Here is a 20,508-nt window from a genome sequence, read left to right as displayed (position 1 = left end):
GATTCTGATTGAAGGAAATAAGTATTTGAATTTGTACATATTATAAATATATAAAACAACTACAGAATGAAACTATCAAGCTTTATCAAGATTAACCCTGCCGACTCGGTAGTGGTTTGCTTGCGCCCAATGAAGAAGGGCGAAGTGATTGAGGTAGATGGTAAGACCATCACCCTGTTGCAGGATACTCCTGCTGGACATAAGGTGCTCATCGACGATGCTGCCGAAGGAAAGGACATCATCAAGTACGGTTATCCAATCGGCCACGCCAAGAAGGACCTGAAGCAGGGCGAATGGGTGAACGAGAATAATCTCAAGACCAATCTCGCCGGAACTCTGGAGTACACCTACAACCCTGTAGACGAGCAGTTGAACATCGCACAGGAGAACCGCACCTTCAAGGGATTCGTTCGCAAGAACGGTGAAGTAGGTGTAAGAAACGAAATCTGGGTGGTTCCTACTGTGGGCTGCGTGAACGGAATCGCAGAGAAGCTTGTTGAACTCCTGAAGAAGGAGACCAACTGCGAGGGAATCGACGCCATCCACGCATGGCACCATAACTATGGCTGCTCTCAGCTTTCAGGCGACCATGAGAACACCCGTAAGGTGTTGCGAGACATCTGCCTTCATCCAAATGCTGGCGCTGTGCTCGTACTCTCTCTCGGCTGTGAGAACAATCAGGCTGACGCTTTCATGGAGATGCTTGGCGACTACGATAAGGACCGCATCAAACTTCTTGTAACACAGAAGGTTGAAGGCGATGAGCTGGAGGAAGGCATGAAGCTGCTCCGTGACCTCTATCAGAAGGCTAAGGAAGACAAGCGCGAGGACGTGCCGGTAAGCAAGCTCCGCGTAGGTTTGAAGTGTGGCGGTTCTGACGGCTTCAGCGGAATCACAGCCAATCCATTGGTAGGTGAATTCTCTGACTGGCTGGTTGCTCAGGGCGGAACATCTATCCTCACCGAGGTGCCTGAGATGTTTGGTGCAGAGACCATCCTGATGAACCGTTGTGAAAACAAGGAACTCTTCGACAAGACTGTTCACCTCATCAACGACTTCAAGGAGTACTTCCTCAGCCACGGTGAGCCAGTTGGCGAGAATCCTTCTCCAGGCAATAAGGCTGGTGGAATCTCTACCCTCGAAGACAAGGCGCTGGGCTGTACACAGAAGTGCGGCCGTGCTCCGGTCAGCGGCGTATTGCAGTATGGTGATCGTCTGGAGACTACCGGTCTCAACCTCCTTTCAGCTCCAGGCAATGACCTCGTAGCAGCCACAGCACTGGCTTCTGCAGGTTGCCAGCTCGTACTCTTCACCACCGGTCGTGGAACGCCATTCGGCACCTTCGTACCAACCATGAAGATTTCTACCAACAGCAATCTGGCAAAGAACAAGCCAAACTGGATTGACTTCAATGCCGGTGAACTGGTAGAGGGTACTGAGATGAAGGATCTTGTACGCAAGTTTATCGATAAGATTATCGCCGTAGCCAATGGCGAGGAAGCCCGCAATGAGAAGAACGGCTACAGCGAAATCTCCATTTTCAAGAATGGAGTAACATTGTAACATAAAATATAAAACATGAGTAATAAAAAAGGTTTGCTGGCGCTATCGCCGTTATTTCTGCTGATTGTCCTCATCGCAGTGTTCACCGTCTATTCTACGGATGCGACTCACAAGGACACCAACTTGTCGCTCACCGTGGCATTCATGATATCCAGTATCTATGCCGTGGCGATTTCGGGTGGAATGCCCATCAAGAAGCGAGTAGATACCTACAGTAAGGGTGCTGGCGCCAACAACCTGATGCTCATGTTGTGGATATACGTACTGGCAGGTGCGTTCGCAGCATCGGCAAAGGCTATGGGGGCTGTAGACGCCACCGTGAACCTGGCGCTGAGCGTTCTGCCTGCCAGCATGATTCTTCCAGGACTCTTCCTGGCGGCTTGCTTCATCTCCGTCTCCATCGGTACCAGTGTAGGAACGGTGGTGGCGCTGGTTCCTATTGCAGCCGGACTGGCTAGTTCCATGCACGGCAATGTGGGTATGATGACCGCCATCATCGTGGGTGGCGCCTATTTTGGCGACAACCTTTCGTTCATCTCTGATACGACGGTGGTGGCAACCCAGACGCAAGGTTGCCGGATGAGCGATAAGTTCAGGGTTAATTCGCTCATCGTGGGTCCTGCAGCCCTCATCATCCTCGGCGTCTATGCCGTGATGGGAATCGGTCTTCAGGCTCCAACCGACATTGCAGACGTGGAATACGTCAAGGTATTACCTTATATATTAGTACTCGTCTGCGCCATAGCCGGCATGAACGTGATGGCTGTTCTGGCAATGGGCACGATACTCTGTGGCGTCATCGGCGTGGCAAGCTACTATCTCGGTTCTCCCCTCTCCTACGACCTGTTTGGCTGGTTCTCGGCAATGGGCAATGGAATCACGGGCATGGGCGAGCTGGTGATTATCGCCATGATGGCAGGCGGAATGCTGGAAATCATCCGGGAAAACGGAGGAATCAACTATATCATCGACAAGATTACCGCCCGTGTTCACGGCAAGCGTGGAGCCGAACTCTCCATTGCTGCGCTCGTATCGCTGGTGAATATCTGTACAGCCAACAACACTGTGGCAATCCTGACTGTAGGAAATATCGCAAAGAAGATAGGTGATAAGTTTGGCGTAGACAACCGCAAGGCAGCCAGCATCCTCGACACCTTCTCGTGTATGGTGCAGGGAATGATTCCTTACGGAGTTCAGATACTTCTGGCAGCCGGTCTGGCAGGAATCAGTCCGATGGACATTCTGCCCTATCTCTACTATCCGGTAGCCATCGGTATTGCCGCCTTCCTCGCAATCATCTTCCGCTATCCGAAGCGATATAATTAAACAGAAAATATCATTTAAAAATCAGGCGATATGAACTTTTTACAGAGAAACCTTTTCATCAAGCTGCGTTCCGAGAATTTCGGAACCGATGAAGAACTGGAACCAATGACAACCTTCAAGATGCAGAAGATTGCCCAGATGATGAAGAACCTCAGCGACATTCCAGAGGGAGAAGTTCGCATGAACAACAGTTTTCTGAATCGCCGTCTTACTAAGATACAAGATGACGAACGCCATGCTATTGATACTTCAATAGAAACCGTCTACCTGCTGCGCATCATCGTGGGCAATGTGAACAGCATCCTGAAAAACGGAATCAATCTGAAGGGCATTATCCAGCTGGGCAACTACCTGCGCACGAAAGGCGACAAGGTAGACTTCGTGAAACTGGAGAAATGGCTTACCAGACTTCGCATCCAGCGCATCGCACAGCTGGAAGGAAGCGTGCTCATCACCTTCTTTGACTTTGAACAGGACGAAATCCCGTTTGTTCGCCAAGTAGAGCCAGGCGCCTACAAGCATACGCTGCGCTCGCTCTATTACAACATTACGGAGCATCAGGACATCCAGTTTGAACAGAACAATGCCGGCTTCGTACATACTACCGGAGGTACCATGCGCAAGAATCTGCGCCGAAGCATGCGCTTCCTGCAGTATGCTCCGATAGAGACTATGAGCAATTTCATGAACAACTTTTTCCGTTCACTTTCGGAAATCGAAGAATAGTGAAATATAAATTTATATAAAAAACGAACACGTCTGATGCATATATCAGACGTTTTTCGTATCTTTGCAGTTATGAAAAGAAGTATCATAACAATAATTACCATTATATTTACCCTTGGGCTTCATGCTCAAGTGCAATGTGAAGATACCTGCAGTCATGTGCATGGTATTGACCTCAGCCATTACCAAGGGAATGTCTTTTGGGAAACTGTAGGTGATAATTCCAAGATGGCTTATGTCTATCTGAAAGCTACTGAAGGCGGAACCAACGTAGACGCCAAGTATAAGAAGAACATTGACCTGGCTCACCGGTACGGACTCAAGGTAGGATCCTATCACTTCTACCGCGCCAGGATTCCGCAGCAGACGCAGCTGGAGAATTTCATGGCACAATGCCGACCTGGGGATCAGGACCTACTGCCGATGATAGACGTGGAGACCAAGAGCGGACTGAAAACTGAAGAGTTCTGCGACTCGCTGTTCAAGTTCCTGCATCTGGTTGAAAAAGCCTACAGACAGAAGCCGCTCATCTATACTGGAGCCAACTTCTACGACCATTATCTGCTGGGCAAGCTGGACAGCTACAAGCTCATGATTGCCCAATACTCCAAGCGGGAACCCGTATTGGCAGACGGCAGAGACTTCGAGATGTGGCAGTATACAGGTAAAGGTAGACTGAACGGAATCAATGGTTATGTTGACAAAAGCCGCTTCATGGGAAGGCATAGACTGAGAGAAATCAGATTCAGACATCGATGACTTTGAACTTCGTTACTTTGAACTTGGAGTTTTGAACTTTATGATTAGCTTCAGGGGGTAAAAGTGAGGGCTTGAGGTTAGAAAATCAATGATGTCTGGAAATTAAAATATGTAAATCAATAAACTTTAAATAAAACTATGGCAATTATAAAATGTCCTGAATGTGGACGCCAAATTAGCGATAAAGCACCAACATGTCCAAGCTGCGGTGTAGAGATTGCGGGCAAAATCACCAAATGCCCTAACTGCGGAGAGGTATATTTCAATTATCTTGAAATGTGTCCTAACTGCCAGACTCCCAATCCGACATTGGTAGGTGGCAGAGGCGGAATCTCTCCTGCTCCTTCTGCACCGGGACAGCCTGCACAGCCAGTGGAACCGGTTGCTCCAGTTCTGCAGCCAGCAAGACAAACCATGCAGCAGCCTGCAAGACCGGCTACTACAGAAATGTCTGCAAGACCGGCAAATCCAGGAATGCCTGCAACTCCTCCACCTCCACCAGTACGCCCAACGGCTGCCAACGGAAACGGAGGCGAGCAGAATCCGGAAAACAAGGAACCAGAAAAGAAGAAGGGAACCAGAAGCATTCTGATCATCTCGCTCATCTTCTCTGTTCTCGTCTTAGGAATCCTGTATTACTTCTATGACAATGCCAACAAGAACAAGGAGATGGAAGCTTACGAATACGCCATGCAGAGTACTGACCCGATGGTTCTGCAGAGTTATCTGGACACCTACAAGGACGCAGACGAAGCCCACCGCGATTCGATTACTGCCCATCTTGACCGTTTGAAACAGACGGATCAGGACTGGACCAATGCCGTGGTAAGCGGTTCGAAAGATGCGCTGCAGGCTTATCTGGAGAAATATCCGAACAGCATTCATAAGCAGGAAGCCATCAACAAGATTGATTCCATCGACTGGAATGTGGCTAAGAATGCGGATACGGCTGATGCTTATCAGACCTACCTGGATGACCACAGAGACGGTTCGCACATCGAAGAGGCTGAGAATGCCCTGAAGAAAGTGAAGGGGCGTGACCTGCAGCCGGAAGAGAAAGAATTTATCTCTAGTCTCTATCGCCAGTTCTTCCAGAGCATCAACGCTCATGATGGTGATGGGTTGCTCGCCAACTGCGAAGACATTCTCTCTTCACTGCTAGGCAAGAATTCTGCACCGAAATCGGATGTCGTTACCTTTATGGACAAGCTCTATAAGGAGGATGTTGCCAACATGAACTGGCACATCAACAATGATTATCAGATCAAGAAACGTGAGATTGGCGATAGCGAATATGAATATCAGGTAGTGTTCACCGCCAAGCAGGTGGTTGACAAGACTGACGGTTCCAAGCACGAACAGTTGTTCAAGATTTCGAGCACCGTTTCTCCTGACCTGAAGATTTCATCATTCAATATGTCGAAGGTAACTCCTGCTCAATAAAAAATATGGGAAAATAAAAAATGGGAAAATAAAAAGCCCTGTAAGAACAAAAGCATTCAAGTTTCAATGACTTATTTTAAAGCTTTTGTCCTTACAGGGCGATTTTGTTTATTGCATCTGACCTCTACTTTGCGTTCTTCATCTGGCGAAGCAACTCTTTCTGTCTGTCATTCAAGCCGGTTGGCAACTTCACATTATAGGTAATCATCAGATCACCGAAGGTTCCATCGCCACGGTCGTAACCCTTGCCACGAACACGAACCTTCGTTCCGTTCTGAGTCTCAGGCTTGATCTTCAACTTAATCTTCGAACCGTTACTCAGCGTGATGATTCCTTCACCACCCAACATGGCAGTATACATGTCGATGTTCACGTTCATGTTCATTTCGCCATTGTTGGTTCGCGCACCTTGCTGACTGCCGCAGCCGCCGTTGCAACCGCCAGTACCGAAGTCAGCACCTGCGCCATAACCGGCATTGGCTCCACCGAAACCGCCAAAGCCACCAAAGCCGCCTGTTCCAGCTCCGCCTCCGAAGCCGCCGAAACCAGCACCGCCCTGGCTGCTGCGGGAACGGCCGCCGCCAAAGAGATTTTCGAAGAAGCTGGAGAATCCACCTCCGCCACTTCCGAAACTGCTGAAGTCGAAGCCCTCAAACGGATTGCCGCCAGCGCCACCGGCACTGCCGCCACCAAATCCACCACCACCGAAGCCACCGGCGTTCTTCCAGTTCTCGCCAAACTGATCGTATTTGGCACGTTTATCTGGATCTGACAACACCTCATACGCCTCGTTCAAAGCCTGGAACTTAGCCTTAGCCTTCGGGTCGTTAGGGTGCAAGTCAGGATGAAACTGCTTAGCTCTCTTACGATAGGCTGCTCGAACATCCTTCTGAGGAATGTTCTTGTCAACACCAAGAATTTTGTAATAATCTACGAATGCCATATTCTTATACCTCCTATTTTTAATTATTTTTTGAATTATCCAACAAAAAGTATGCCGTAATTGCTAACTTTTTTGTACTTTTGCAGAGTAATAATAACTTTTTAGTAATATGAAACAAGTATTTGCAGCGCTCTTGCTGGCGCTTACCATCAATTCACCCGCTATGGCACAGCAACGTACCGTAAAACTGAGAGTAATCGAAACGAGTGACGTCCACGGTTCCTTCTTCCCTTACGATTTCATCAACCGGAAGCCAAAGGCTGGTACTCTGGCTAGAGTTTCTTCCTACGTCAACGACCTTCGAAAGACGTATAAGGACAATGTTATCCTCCTGGAGAATGGCGACATTCTGCAGGGACAGCCCACCTGCTACTATTATAATTATGTGAACACCCAGGCTCGCAACGTGGCTTCGGATGTGGTCAACTATATGAAGTATGATGCGCAGGCTTTCGGTAACCATGATGTTGAGACCGGTCATCCTGTTTACGACAAATGGATCAAGGAGTTGAACTGCCCTGTTTTGGGAGCCAACATTATCGACACCAAGACTGGCGAGCCTTACGTCAAGCCTTACATCATCCTGAACCGCGAGGGTGTGAAGGTTGCCGTGCTCGGCTTGCTGACTCCAGCCATTCCTAACTGGCTGACAGAGAATCTCTGGAGCGGTCTCCATTTCGAGAACATGGTGACCAGTGCCCGGAAATGGATGAAGCACATCCAGGAGAACGAGAAGCCGGACGTGGTAATCGGCGTCTTCCATAGTGGTAAGGACGGTGGAATCGTTACCCCTGAATATGAAGAGGATGCTTCGCTCAGAGTTGCAAAGGAAGTGCCAGGTTTCGACATAGTACTCTTTGGCCATGACCACACCCGATGCAACGAGACTGTTACCAATGTGGAAGGCAAGCCTGTTATTTGTCTCGACCCTGCCAATAACGCCCTCTCCGTAGCTGATGCAGAGATTACTCTGACCCTCAACAAGAAGAAGGTGAACGGTAAGAAGCAATATGTAGTGACTGACAAGAAAGTGGTAGGAAACCTTGCCGATGTGACAAAATGTCCTATTGACGAGGAATTCATGAAGACTTTCGAGCCTCAGATTGCAGAAATCAACCAATATGTGGGCAAGCAGATTGGTACTTTCAAGAACACCATCCACAGCCGTGAATCGTTCTTCGGAAGCTGCGCCTTCAATGATTTCATCCTCAACCTGCAGCTCGAAATCACCAAGGCTGACATTGCCTTCAACGCTCCGCTCCAATTCAATTCCACCATCAACGCTGGTCCTGTCTACGTGAGCGATATGTTCAACCTCTATAAATATGAGAATCAGCTCTACGTGATGCGCCTCACCGGTGAAGAGATTCGCAAGCATCTGGAGATGAGTTATGACCTTTGGGTGAACACCATGAAGAGTCCTGACGATCATCTGCTTCTGCTCGACACCCAGACCAAGGGCGATCAGCAGCGCCTGGGCTTCAAGAATCTCTCCTTCAACTTTGACAGTGCTGCCGGAATCGACTATGAGGTGGATGTTACGAAGCCGGACGGAGAGAAGGTGAAGATTCTGCGCATGAGCAACGGTCAGCCTTTCGATGAGAAGAAATGGTACAATGTAGCCGTAAATAGCTATCGTGGCAATGGTGGCGGAGAGCTTCTCACTCGTGGCGCCGGAATTCCAAAGGACAGTCTGGACAGTCGAATCATCTATCGCAGCAAGCGCGACCAGCGCTACTACCTGATGGAAGCTATCGAAAAGATGGGCACTATCGAGGCTAAAGCCAACAACAACTGGAAGTTCGTACCGGAAGCATGGGCCAAGCCTGCTGCCCAGCGCGACTATGAATTGCTGTTCGGCAAGAAGCAATAGAAAGCCCCAACCTGAAACGCTCCCAGGAAAGCATATCATAAAGTTCAAAGCTCAAAGTTCAAAATAAAGAAGTAATGAAGTATTGGTTTATATTTTGCAAGAGTGACCTCTTGCTGGAGAAGAGAGACGACGGAACCTATACGATTCCATGTAGTGAGGAATGTCCGATAGAGACAAAGCCCTGGACCCACATCCTCAACATCACTCCGATGGAGGACGGAACGGAGGTGAAAACCTTCACCATTCCGGAACCCGTCACAGACCATCCGAAGTTCGAGATGTGCGGTCTGCGCCCCAGTTTCTATAAGCTCACACCTGAGCTTTATCAGAAGGCTGGCAAGTGCCAGGAACTGAACTACTGGGACATGAACACCCATTTCTGCGGTGTCTGCGGCGCTCCGATGCAGATGGCAACCGACATCAGCAAGAAATGCACCCAGTGCGGCAAGCAGGTCTGGCCATCTCTCGCCACCGCCATCATCGTGCTCATCAAGAAAGGCGATCAGGTTCTTCTCGTTCATGCCCGCAACTTCAAGGGCAACTTCGATTCTCTCGTAGCCGGATTCGTAGAGACGGGCGAAAGCCTGGAAGAAGCCGTGCATCGCGAGGTGATGGAAGAGACCGGACTTACCATCAGGAACGTGAAGTATTTCAGTTCCCAGCCATGGCCTTATCCAAGTGGACTGATGGTGGGCTATACGGCAGAATATGTGGATGGAGAAATCCACCTGCAGAAAGAGGAACTCTCTCGCGGCAAGTGGTTTAGCAAGGACAACCTCCCTATCCTTCCTGAGAAATTATCCATTGCCCGCCGCCTGATTGACGCCTGGCTGGAGGGCAAGATTTAATAGTTGAACGCAACAAGAAACTTTTGTTCTGAACAAGAAACAAGAATGCAACAAGAGATGAAAGAGAAACTTTGGAATGCTAACTATGTGAAGGTGATGACGACCAATTTCTTGCTCTACTTCGCCTTCTATCTTCTCACCCCGTTGCTCCCGCTCTATCTGAGTGAGACCTTCGGGATAACGAAGGATGTAATCGGCATTGTACTGAGCGGATATACTGTGGCAGCCCTCATCGTCCGCCCCTTCAGCGGCTATGTGGTAGACGGGTTCTCTCGAAAGAAAGTATTGATGATTTGCCTGACAGCCTTCGCCATCTTCTTTGCAGGATACATTGCAGCCAGCACCATCCTGATGTTTGCCATCTGCCGAACCCTGCATGGCGGACCGTTTGGCGCCGTAACCGTTGCCAACAGTACCTGCGCCATTGATGTCCTGCCTGCCAGCCGCCGCAACGAAGGCATTGGCCTCTACGGACTGAGCAACAATTTCGCCATGGCAATAGCTCCGTCTGTCGGAATCTATCTCCATAATATGGTGGGCAGTTACATGGTACTGTTCTGGATTGCCTTCATCGTAGCCATCGCTTCGGTGGTGATTGCCGGAACGGTTCATCTGCCGGAGAAGGAAATCGTCAAGAACAAGGAGAAGCTGTCCCTGGACCGATTCTTCCTGACCCGTGCCTGGCTGCTCGCCATCAACATCTGTATGTTTGGCTTCTGCTGGGGCGTTCTGAGCAACTATCTTGCCATCTACAGCAAGGAAGAACTCGGCATTACGGGCGGAACGGGAACCTATTTTGCCATTCTTTCGATGGGCTTGTTCCTCTCCCGTTTGCAGGGGCGTAAGGCACTGAGCAAAGGCAAGTTAACGCAGAATGCAGCCGAAGGAATGCTGATTTCGCTGGTGGGCTTCATCATCTTCGTCGCCATCAAGCATCCAGTAGCCTATTACCTCTCTGCAGCACTCATCGGTCTGGGCAACGGTCATCTCTATCCTGCCTTCCTGAATATGTTTATCAATGTGGCGCGCCACGACCAGCGAGGCACAGCCAACAGCAGTATTCTTACGGGTTGGGATTTGGGATTCGGAATCGGCTGTCTGCTCGGTGGTGTTGTGGCAGAGCATTTCAGCTACAACGGAACCTTCTGGATGGTAGCCATCGAAAATGCCGCAGCCGTCGTTCTGTTCTTTGCCGCCTCTAAAAGCTTTTTCGAGAAACGGAGAAGAGTGGAATAGAATTTTCAGAAAAAATGTTCCGTGAGAAAACGGAAAAGAAACAAAAAAATGAGGGTGTGCCATCAACAAGATGATGACACACCCTCAACTGTTTTCCAATGCTGTATTTCAGCTTAGAATGGAAGATCGTCAGCGCTTCCACCTGCTGCAGGAGCTGCTGGCTGAGCTGGAGGGAATGGAGCAGTAGCACCTGCTGCAGGAGCAGCTGCAGGAGCTGGCTGAGCAGGAGCTGCACCCATAGGAGGGAATGCTGAAGCACCAGGCTGCATTCCACCCATTGCACCAACAGCGTTAGGATCTACGCGCTGCACGTTCCATGCGCGGATACTGTTGAACCAACGACCCTGATACTCGTGAGCATCAATATCGAAGGAAACCAAAATCTCTTCACCACTCTGAATATTGAACTGAGCCATACGGTCTGCGCCAAAAACATCAAAGCACAACTTCTTAGGATATGCTTCGTGAGTTTCGATAACATAAGACTGAGCCTTCCACTCACCTCTTGCTGATACGCCGCTTCTTTCTGGTAAAACGGCAATAACCTTTCCTTGTAATTCCATATTAATATTTTAAAGTTTTTATAGATTCAAACGATTCTGACTGCGAAATTACTAAAAATAGTTCTAAAACTCAAACTTTTATCCAATTATTTTTGTGTATGAACAATATTTTTTGTATTTTTGTGCTCAATTAAGCGATTATGCTAAATTAAATAGGTGAATAAGAAAAATAAAAAATTAATTTAAAATAAATACTCATGAGATTTACAGTTTCAAGTTCTGCATTGAGCAACAAGCTCAACATGCTAGCCAAGGTAATCAGCAGCAAGAATTCCTTGCCTATCCTTGGTTGTTTCCTTTTCCAGGTAGCAAATGGTGAAATGACAGTTACTGCCAGTGATAGTGACAATATCATCAAGAGCACCATCGAATTGGCAGACAATGACGGCGAAGGCGAATTCTGCGTCCCTAACAGAGTTATCCTCGATGCGCTCAAGGAATTGCCTGAGCAGCCTCTCAACTTTGATGTTGACACGGAGACCTTTGCTATCAAAATCGTTTACCAGAACGGTCTTTACAACTTCACCGGTCAGAATGCGGAAGATTACCCTCGCACACAGAGCATGAACGAGGCTTCTCATTTCATCGCCCTTCCTACAAACGTGCTGATTGACAACATCTCACGTTCTCTCTTCGCTACGGCAAACGATGAATTGCGCCCTGTAATGAACGGTATTTATTTTGACCTCACTGCCGATGCTCTCGCCATCGTTGCCAGCGACGGCCATAAGCTGGTGCGCAACAGAAACTACACCATCAAGAGCGAGACTCCAGCTTCGTTCATCCTTCCTAAGAAGCCAGCTTCCCTGCTCAAGGCTATCCTGACAAGAGACAGCGATGACGTGGAAATCAAGTTTGATGACCGCAGTGCCGAAATCCTTTTCGCTGACGGCGAGATGAGATGCAGACTCATTGACGGTCGCTATCCTAACTACAACTCCGTGATTCCTAATAATCCTAACGAGGTAACCGTAGACCGCAGGGCTCTCATCAGCGCCTTGCGCCGCGTAATGCCTTTCGCCAGCGAGAGCAGCCAGCTGGTTCGTTTCAGCATCGAACCAGGCAGAATGGAGGTTTCTTCTGAGGATATGGACTTCTCTACATCAGCCCGCGAGCAGATGTCATGCGAGTATGTGGGTTCGCCAATCAACATCGGTTTCAAGGGCAGCAGCCTGAACGAAGTGCTCAGCAATATCAGTGGCGACAACATCATCCTCCAGCTCGCTGACCCTAGCCGTGCCGGAATCATCGTTCCTGCAGAGCAGACTGAAAACGAGGATGTCCTCATGCTCATCATGCCTATGCTCCTGAATGACTAAGGAGCAGCAGGCTTAACTGAATCGTCAGACAAATATTTTTAATAGAAAAATGAAACTCAACTTAAAGAAGCCTTTAATCGTGTTCGACCTTGAAACAACAGGTCTGGACATGGTGAAGGACAGAATCATTCAGATATCATACATCAAGGTAAGTCCGGACGGAACAGAGACAAGAAAGAACCTCTTCGTCAATCCGGAGAAGGAGATTCCTGCAGAGGTCATAGCCCTCACAGGCATCAGCAACGAAGACGTCAAGGACGCTCCTACCTTCAAGCAGCTGGCTGCCACACTTGACAAGGAGTTTACCGGCTGCGACTTTGCCGGCTACAATTCCAACCATTTCGATATTCCGATGCTCGCTGAGGAATTCCTCCGTGCCGGAATCGACTTCGACTTCAGCAAGTGCCGCCTCATCGACGCTCAGACCATCTTCATGAAGATGGAGCGCAGAAACCTGGCAGCAGCCTACAAGTTCTTCTGCGGAAGAAAGATGGAAGAAGATTTCGAGGCTCATAGAGCTGACCAGGATACAGAAGCCACCTACCGCGTGCTGATGGCTGAGCTCGACAAATATGCTCCAGGCGTTCAGGACGAACCGGAGCGCGTGCTCAACAACGACATGGACGAGCTGGCTGCCTTCTCCAAGCAGAACGACAATGTAGACTTTGCTGGCCGCATCGTATGGCAGGAAGTGAAGGATGCTGACGGCAATGTAATGACCAATGAGAAGGGCGAGCCTCTGAAGCATGAGGTCTTCAACTTCGGCAAATACAAAGGCTGGGACGTTGGCGAAATCCTGACCCGCGACCCAGGCTACTTCACATGGGTTCTGGGCAGCGACTTTACCAACAATACCAAGCAGGTACTTACCCGTATTCGCCTCCGTGAATACAATAAGCGTATGGGGAAATAGGAGAATGTTGAAAGGAAAGAAAATAGTACTGGGCATTACGGGCTCCATTGCAGCCTATAAGTCCTGTCTCATCATCCGCGGGCTCATCAAGAAAGGCGCTGAGGTGCAGGTGGTCATCACGCCAGCCGGCAAGGAGTTCATCACTCCCATCACCCTCTCTGCCCTCACCCATAAGCCCGTGGTGAGCGAGTTCTTCTCGCAGCGCGACGGAACATGGAACTCTCATGTTGACCTCGGACTCTGGGCAGACGCCATGCTCATTGCTCCCTGCACCGCCTCTACGATGGGTAAGATGGCTCACGGCATTGCCGACAACATGCTCATCACCACTTACCTCTCCATGAAGGCGCCGGTCTTCATTGCACCAGCCATGGACCTGGACATGTACAAGCATCCATCCACCCAGGCTAACATGAAGACCCTTCTGGGCTATGGCAATCATATCATAGAACCGGAAGTGGGATTTCTTGCCAGCGGACTGGAAGGCAAGGGACGCATGGAAGAACCCGACATCATCGTGGAGTATCTGGAACGATTCTTCAGCGAGCAGGAAGACCTGAAGGGCAAGAACGTGATGATTACTGCCGGACCCACCTATGAGAAGATAGATCCGGTGCGCTTCATCGGCAATTATTCTTCCGGCAAGATGGGGTTCGCCCTGGCTGAGGAATGTCTGCGCCGTGGCGCCAACGTAACCCTCATCGCCGGTCCCGTAGCGCTCTCGTGCAGTCCCGGAATCAACCGCATCGATGTGGAGAGCTGCGAAGAGATGTATCAGGCCTCTACCCTGGCTTTCCAGCAGGCAGATGCAGCCATCCTCTGTGCTGCCGTTGCCGACTTCAAGCCGAATGCCGTTGCCGACAGGAAAATCAAGCGTGAAAAGGACGACCTGGAATTGCGCCTCGTGCCTACGCACGATATTGCTGCTGCCCTGGGACAGATGAAGCAGAAGAACCAGCGAATTGTGGCTTTCGCCCTGGAAACCAACGACGAGGAAGCCAACGCACAGAAGAAGAGACAGAAGAAGAATGCCGACTTCATCGTGCTCAACTCCACCCGCAATCCGGGAACCACATTCCGCACGGACGACAATCAGATAACGATTATCTCAGAAAAGGGCAAGAAAGAATATGAGAAGAAACCAAAGACTGAGGTGGCAAAAGACATCATCAACGAATTGGCAAAAATCCTGTAAGTGGATGAAAGCTGTCTGTATGGTATGGATTCTGTTCTGTACCGTACAGACAGTTTCTGCGCAGGAGCTCCAGGCCAAGGTCACGATCAACCACGCCCAGATTTCGGGCACGGACAAGAGCGTCTTCGAAAACCTGCAGCAGACTCTGGAGCAGTTTCTCAACGACCGCCAATGGACCCATCTGCAGTTTGCCAGGAAAGAGCGCATCGTCTGTAATTTCAACATTACGGTAAGCAAGTATGATAAAGATGCAAACATGTTTACATGCAAGGCGCTTATCCAGGCTAACCGACCGGTCTATAATTCGGCCTACACCACCACCATATATAATAATGTGGACCAGAACTTCACGTTCAAGTTTGCCGAGTTCGACCAGCTGGAGTTCAACGAGCAGCAGATAGACAATCAGCTGACGGCTCTCTGCGCCTATTATGCCTATCTCATCATAGGTCTTGACCTCGACACGTTTGCGCCCAAGGGTGGCGAAGATGTGCTTCAAAGATGCATGAACCTTGCCAACAACGCCCAGAACCTCGATTATCCGGGATGGAAGGCATTTGCCGATTCCAAGAACCGCTTTGCCATCATCTCCGATTATCTGGACGGTGCCATGGAACCCTACCGCCAGCTGCAGTATGATTATTACCGCAAGGGGCTGGACGAGATGGCAAGCAACGTGGAACGAGGCCGGGGCGAGATTACTACGGCTCTTACCACCCTTCTCCGGAAGGCGAGGGAAAACCGTCCGCTCAGTCTGCTACCGCAGATATGGACTGATTACAAGAAGGATGAGCTTGCCAACATCTACAAGGGTCATGGAACCCAGAAGGAGAAGGAAGCCATCTACGAACTTCTCTTCAGCATCAACCCGTCTCAAAGCGCTTTCTGGGACAAGATAAAGGAATAAGCCCCCGGCTTTCTGCCAGGGTTAGAAAAAGATTTAATGAATTATGCTCAAGCAACTGTATATTAGAAACTTTACGCTCATAGACGAACTGGATATAAGACTACATCCAGGCTTTTCTGTCATCACTGGCGAAACGGGTGCAGGCAAAAGCATCATCCTCGGAGCCATCGGCCTGCTGCTGGGCAACCGTGCCGACAGCAAGGCCATCAAGTCGGGCAAGGACCGTTGCGTGATTGAGGCTCATTTCGACCTCTCCAGATACGACATGAAGGGTTTCTTCGACGACAACGACATCGATTTTGATGCAGAAGACACCATCATCCGCCGTGAACTGACCAGTGCCGGCAAGAGCAGGGCTTTCATCAATGACACTCCGGTTCCCCTGACCAAGATGAGAGAACTGGGCGAACAGCTGGTGGACATTCATTCGCAGCATCAGAACCTGCTGCTGCAGAAGGAAGATTTCCAGCTCAACGTGGTAGACATCCTGGCTAAGGACGCAGCTCAGATCAAGACCTACCAGGCTGCCTATCAGCAATACCGCTCAGCCCAGGCTGAGCTGGAACGGCTGGAGCAGGAACTCAACAGAAACCGTGAGAACGAGGAGTTCATGCGATTCCAGTATAAGGAACTCGACGAGGCGCATCTGGAAGCAGGCGAACTTGAGCAACTGGAGCAGGAATCAGCGACCCTGAACCATTCGGAAGAAATCAAATCAGCTCTCTACGAAGCTGACCATTCGCTTTCGGGCGATGAGGGAAGCATCCTGCAGCTGCTGCGCAATGTCAGCAACAGCATCAGCGACATCAGGGAGGTCTACCCCGAAGTGGCTGAACTTTCCGACCGCCTGGATTCCAGCTACATCGAACTGAAGGACATTGCGCAGGAAATCAGCCGAAGCCTGGACCGGATAGATTTCGACCCAGCCCGCCTGGAACAGCTCAATTCCCGACTGGATAAGCTCAACGCATTGCTGCAGAAATTCCATGTTGAGACCGTAGAGGAACTCATCGAAACCCGCGAACGTCTGGCTCAGCAGCTGGACCATATTGACAATGGCGATGAGGACATCAGGCTCATGCAGAAGGAAGTAACCGACAAGCAGCTCAAGGCATTGTCGGCAGCCTATGCGCTGACGAATCTGCGCAAGAAAGCCGCCAAGGCAATCGAGACGGAGATGAAGAACCGTCTCATCCCGCTCGGCATTCCTAACGTCCGGTTCGAGATAGAATTTGCCGAGAAACCGCTCAGCAGGGACGGTGCCGACAAGGTAAGCTTCCTCTTCAGCGCCAACCGCAGCACCCCTCTCCAGCCTATCAGCCAGGTAGCGTCCGGTGGCGAAATAGCCCGCGTGATGCTCTCGCTCAAGGCGATGATCAGCGGCGCTGTCAAACTGCCAACCATCATCTTCGACGAAATCGATACGGGAGTCAGCGGAAAGATTGCCGAGAAGATGGCAGAAATCATGACCGAGATGGGCAACCTGAACCGTCAGGTCATCTCCATCACCCACCTGCCTCAGATAGCAGCCATGGGCAGCCATCATTATAAGGTGATGAAGGAGGAAACTCAGACCGGAACCATCTCGCAGATGCGGGAACTGACTCCTGAACAGAGGGTGGAAGAAATCGCCCAGATGCTCAGCGGAAGCGACATCAGCCAGGCGGCGCTGGCTAATGCCAGGGAGCTGATAAACAAACATGCCAAATAATAGATATGAAAAGAATCAATATAATAATTTTGACTCTGATGCTGGGAGCATCGAGTGTCCTTGCGCAACCGGGCTCTGTACAGAAGGTTGCCAAAAGCGTCTTCACCTTGACTACATTCAATAAGGACGGCGCCATCATATCATCTACACAGGGAGTGTTTATTGATAACAAGGGTACTGCCATCAGTACTTTCAAGCCTTTCGTGGGAGCCACCAAGGCCAGCGTGGTCGACGCCACGGGAAAATCGTATGAAGTTGACGCCATCATGGGAGCTGATGAGCTTTATGATGTTGCCAAATTCAGAATCAAGGCGAATACGGCTGCGGCTACCATCGCTGCAAAGGAGACGGAAGCCGGACAGAAAGTGTGGCTCGTTCCCTACTCTATCAAGAAGTCGCCATTCCAGCAGGAAAGCATCACGAGTGTAGAGAAATTCCTTACATCCTACAACTACTACATCTTCTCTACGGGAGTTCCTGAGAATGCGGTAGGCTGTCCTTTCGTCAACAAGAACGGACAGGTGATAGGACTGATGCACAGCAACGGTCAGACCACGGCGATTGACGCCAACTACGCCAGTCAGCTGAAAGTTTCCGGTCTTTCATCGCTCGATGCAGCCCTGAGAGAGACTACCATCCGCACAGCCCTGCCTGATACAGAGGAGGAAGCCATGACCATGATGACCCTGAAGAAGGGTCAGCTGAAAATGCAGGATTATGACAAGTATGCTGACGAATTCATCAAGAAATTCCCTACATCTGCCTTCGGATATAAGGAAAAGGCGCTCGGCCTGGTGAACGACAGCAAGTATGAAGAGGCTGCCCGAATGATGGAAACCGGCATTAAGAAGTCTGCTGCCAAGGACGAGGCTCATTCGGATTATTCTGACATCATCTATCAGAAGATAATCTATAAGGGCGATTCCGTTTATACAGCCTGGACACTGGACAAGGCGCTTGACGAGGCTCGCCAGGCTTACGCCATCAAGGCTCAGCCGGTCTACAAGCATCAGGAAGCACGAATTCTCTTCACCAAGGGCGAGTATGCAGATGCAGCCAATATCTTCCTCGACCTGACCAAGACTCCTATCAATAGCGGTGAGCTCTATCTTGAGGCTGCGCAGGCAAAGACAAGGCTGAAAGCTTCTGATACTGAGATTGAAATGCTGCTCGACAGTGCCGTCAGCGTGGGAGCCCGCACCAACATGGCGGGTCCATACTATCTGGCTCGTGGTCAATATCTGGCAAACAAGGGGCAGTATCGTCGTGCCGTTCAGGACTTCAACATGTACGACAGCATTGCGCGCCCGGTAGATCCAGCCTTCTTCTATGCCCGCTATCAGTGCGAAACCAAGCTGAGAATGTGGCAGCCGGCGCTGTTCGACATTGCCCGAACCTGCTATCTTGCGCCAAAGGAGCCAACCTTCTTTGCCGAGTGGGCAAGTCTGGATTTGCGAGTAAAGCGTTATGATGAGGGAATCAGTGCCGCATCCCGCTGCATTGAGTTAGCCCCAGAATATGCTGACGGCTACCTCCTCCTCGGTCTGCTCTATAAGGAGAAGAACATGAAGGCAGAAGCCATCAAGAATCTGAAAAAGGCAGAAGAGCTGGGCGATAAGCGAGCTGCCGGATATCTGGAAAAGATAAAAAAGTAAGCAAGTTTTTACGAAAAGAATAAGAAAATGGGGGAAAAGCTCTGGATTTAGAAATGAGCTTTTCCCCCTTCAACTATATTTATTTCTCGTGTAATTTTCTTATTTTATTTTCCGGTAAACTGTCCCATGAAGAGGATGGCGCCGGTCTGTTGGTCGGTAATCGTATAGACAAACGGACGGTCAGCATGGAAAACCACACTGCGCTCCTCTCTTGGCCCTAGGGATGCCACCATGATGGCTCCGGTAACGGCAGCAGCCTCGGTTCCCTTTTCGCTCACCTCTATCTTTGCCTTCTGCAGCATCTGACTCACGAAGAAATCGCCCTTGGCGAAACGGCTGAAATCTGCCTTCGATGGGTTGAAGATAGATGGCGCACCCAGCTGACTGATGATATCGTTGAGCGGCAATTCCATTTCTGTGGTAAACTTAGGCAGCTTTAAATCTACCTTGCACTCCTCCACATTCCCCATCATTGTCATGAATTTTTCAGCATCCATTCCCTTCATCATGTCGTCGATGCTCTTGCCCTCGTTAGGCAGCATGACGGTCATGCAGTAGGTTCCGTTGCCGTAGAGCAGCTGCACCGCCTTGAAGGTTTCATTCTCATAATAGTCGAATTTCTCATTCTGATGCATCATCTCCACCTTCTGAATATCGCGCGTATAACCACGGAAATTCTCCAGCTTCGTGTTCTTCTTGTCAAACTCATTCATCCAGGTGCCCTTGAAGTAAATGGCGTTCAGCAGATAGGAAACAGCACTAGGCTCCATGCGGTCGATGAACTTCGGAATCATTCCCTTTGTCTGCTTCTCACACCAGGAGTTGATGCGGTCAGCCGACTTCTGTGAATTGAAGTCGAGGCTCTCGATTCCTGCCTGATAATTGTCAGAAACAGCCTTGACAAAATCTTCATCCAATTGATATTTCTTGTTGACAGCCACGTAGTTGGCGATATTAACAGTGGTCTGCTTATCCAACTTTCCAGCACTCATGATCAGCGACTTATAAAGCTCGTTCAGTTCCTTCACGCTCACCCCGTCGCAGCCAATCGCCTTCATGATTTCCTGCTGGGTTTCACCGTCAGCACCGTTTGCCAACATACCCATGAGATAGGAAACGCTCATAGGCGAAACCACCTTCGAATCCATTCCCGAAACCTTCTGGAAGAGGTTGAAGGCAAACTTGTTGTTCTTCTGCAGGATGTCGAGCTGAGCATCCGATAGAGTCAGATATTGTTCGTCCATATCCATATCTTTGCCAGGGCGAGCCACCTGGTTCTCGTCCTTGATTTCCTTATTCACGTTTTTGCTTGTAGAGCAAGAGTTGATAGCCATAGCTGCCAGCATCATCAGCACGGCAGACTTCATCATGTTATTCTTTTTCATAATCTCTTCTTTTAAATTTCGTCTGCTAGTAAAATGCAGCAGTCGGGAAATCCTTGCATCTCTCTTCTTTATTTTAACTCTTCTTAATATTTCTCAAAAATAATTGTTTAAAAACCGTAAAAACCTTTGCACATTCCAGAAAA

Annotated in this window: 17 protein-coding genes; 14 read left to right on the top strand and 3 right to left on the bottom strand. The window is 49.6% G+C overall.

Going from position 1 to position 20,508, the window contains the following annotated elements; translation table 11 throughout:
* The first annotated feature begins 66 nt into the window (after positions 1–66).
* The 5 genes from F7D73_RS15350 (at position 67) to F7D73_RS15330 (ending at position 5,817) form a co-directional block, all read left to right on the top strand.
* On the top strand, positions 67–1,563 hold the full coding sequence (locus F7D73_RS15350) for a UxaA family hydrolase (protein WP_153126123.1): 1,497 nt from the start codon (positions 67–69) through the stop codon (positions 1,561–1,563).
* Positions 1,564–1,578: 15 nt separating this feature from the next.
* On the top strand, positions 1,579–2,889 hold the full coding sequence (locus tag F7D73_RS15345; RefSeq protein WP_153126121.1) for a Na+/H+ antiporter NhaC family protein: 1,311 nt from the start codon (positions 1,579–1,581) through the stop codon (positions 2,887–2,889).
* A gap of 30 nt (positions 2,890–2,919) precedes the next feature.
* Entirely contained in the window at positions 2,920–3,615 is a 696-nt protein-coding gene (locus F7D73_RS15340; RefSeq protein ID WP_153126119.1) for a hypothetical protein, read from the top strand.
* A gap of 72 nt (positions 3,616–3,687) precedes the next feature.
* Positions 3,688–4,374, top strand: coding sequence for a glycoside hydrolase family 25 protein (locus tag F7D73_RS15335; protein WP_153126117.1), 687 nt, complete (start codon positions 3,688–3,690; stop codon positions 4,372–4,374).
* Between the two features lie 138 nt (positions 4,375–4,512).
* Positions 4,513–5,817 carry a double zinc ribbon domain-containing protein gene (locus tag F7D73_RS15330; protein ID WP_153126116.1) on the top strand — a complete coding sequence of 435 codons (1,305 nt, stop codon included), beginning with the start codon at positions 4,513–4,515 and terminating at the stop codon, positions 5,815–5,817.
* A 124-nt stretch (positions 5,818–5,941) separates the two neighbouring features.
* Here F7D73_RS15330 and F7D73_RS15325 read toward each other — a convergent pair whose 3' ends face one another.
* The gene (locus F7D73_RS15325; protein ID WP_153126114.1) at positions 5,942–6,760 is read right to left on the bottom strand and encodes a J domain-containing protein; all 819 of its coding nucleotides are present in this window, start codon (positions 6,758–6,760) and stop codon (positions 5,942–5,944) included.
* Positions 6,761–6,869: 109 nt separating this feature from the next.
* Here F7D73_RS15325 and F7D73_RS15320 point away from each other — a divergent pair, with 109 nt between their 5' ends.
* The 3 genes from F7D73_RS15320 (at position 6,870) to F7D73_RS15310 (ending at position 10,717) form a co-directional block, all read left to right on the top strand.
* Positions 6,870–8,633 (top strand): bifunctional metallophosphatase/5'-nucleotidase, encoded by a 1,764-nt coding sequence (locus F7D73_RS15320; protein ID WP_153126112.1) that lies wholly within the window; start codon positions 6,870–6,872, stop codon positions 8,631–8,633.
* 74 nt (positions 8,634–8,707) lie between these two features.
* The gene (gene nudC / locus F7D73_RS15315; RefSeq protein WP_153126109.1) at positions 8,708–9,481 is read left to right on the top strand and encodes an NAD(+) diphosphatase; all 774 of its coding nucleotides are present in this window, start codon (positions 8,708–8,710) and stop codon (positions 9,479–9,481) included.
* 45 nt (positions 9,482–9,526) lie between these two features.
* Positions 9,527–10,717 (top strand): MFS transporter, encoded by a 1,191-nt coding sequence (locus F7D73_RS15310; protein ID WP_153126107.1) that lies wholly within the window; start codon positions 9,527–9,529, stop codon positions 10,715–10,717.
* 113 nt (positions 10,718–10,830) lie between these two features.
* Here the strand turns inward: F7D73_RS15310 and F7D73_RS15305 are convergent, their stop codons facing one another.
* On the bottom strand, positions 10,831–11,280 hold the full coding sequence (locus F7D73_RS15305; protein ID WP_153126105.1) for a DUF3127 domain-containing protein: 450 nt from the start codon (positions 11,278–11,280) through the stop codon (positions 10,831–10,833).
* Between the two features lie 197 nt (positions 11,281–11,477).
* Here F7D73_RS15305 and dnaN point away from each other — a divergent pair, with 197 nt between their 5' ends.
* The 6 genes from dnaN to F7D73_RS15275 are packed head-to-tail and all read left to right on the top strand — an operon-like array spanning position 11,478 to position 18,980.
* A complete protein-coding gene (dnaN, locus tag F7D73_RS15300) occupies positions 11,478–12,599 on the top strand; it encodes a DNA polymerase III subunit beta (RefSeq protein WP_153126102.1) in 1,122 nt (373 codons plus the stop codon).
* A 49-nt stretch (positions 12,600–12,648) separates the two neighbouring features.
* Positions 12,649–13,512 (top strand): 3'-5' exonuclease, encoded by an 864-nt coding sequence (locus F7D73_RS15295; protein WP_153126099.1) that lies wholly within the window; start codon positions 12,649–12,651, stop codon positions 13,510–13,512.
* A 4-nt stretch (positions 13,513–13,516) separates the two neighbouring features.
* Positions 13,517–14,707: a bifunctional phosphopantothenoylcysteine decarboxylase/phosphopantothenate--cysteine ligase CoaBC gene (coaBC, locus tag F7D73_RS15290; RefSeq protein ID WP_153126097.1), complete on the top strand. Its 1,191-nt coding sequence runs from the start codon at positions 13,517–13,519 to the stop codon at positions 14,705–14,707.
* Between the two features lie 4 nt (positions 14,708–14,711).
* Complete coding sequence (locus F7D73_RS15285) at positions 14,712–15,614, top strand: DUF4835 family protein (protein WP_228117768.1); 903 nt, start codon at positions 14,712–14,714, stop codon at positions 15,612–15,614.
* A 43-nt stretch (positions 15,615–15,657) separates the two neighbouring features.
* Complete coding sequence (gene recN, locus F7D73_RS15280) at positions 15,658–17,325, top strand: DNA repair protein RecN (protein ID WP_153126095.1); 1,668 nt, start codon at positions 15,658–15,660, stop codon at positions 17,323–17,325.
* Between the two features lie 5 nt (positions 17,326–17,330).
* Positions 17,331–18,980, top strand: coding sequence for a tetratricopeptide repeat protein (locus F7D73_RS15275; RefSeq protein WP_153126093.1), 1,650 nt, complete (start codon positions 17,331–17,333; stop codon positions 18,978–18,980).
* Positions 18,981–19,084: 104 nt separating this feature from the next.
* On the opposite strand, the gene F7D73_RS15270 is transcribed toward F7D73_RS15275, so the two are convergent.
* Positions 19,085–20,365 carry a serpin family protein gene (locus tag F7D73_RS15270; protein WP_228117767.1) on the bottom strand — a complete coding sequence of 427 codons (1,281 nt, stop codon included), beginning with the start codon at positions 20,363–20,365 and terminating at the stop codon, positions 19,085–19,087.
* Positions 20,366–20,508: the final 143 nt, after the last annotated feature.

Source organism: Segatella copri, assembly GCF_009494395.1.
Classification (GTDB): Bacteria; Bacteroidota; Bacteroidia; order Bacteroidales; family Bacteroidaceae; genus Prevotella.
Note: the sequence above shows the minus strand (reverse complement) of the source record. Positions and strands in the feature narration are given on the sequence as shown.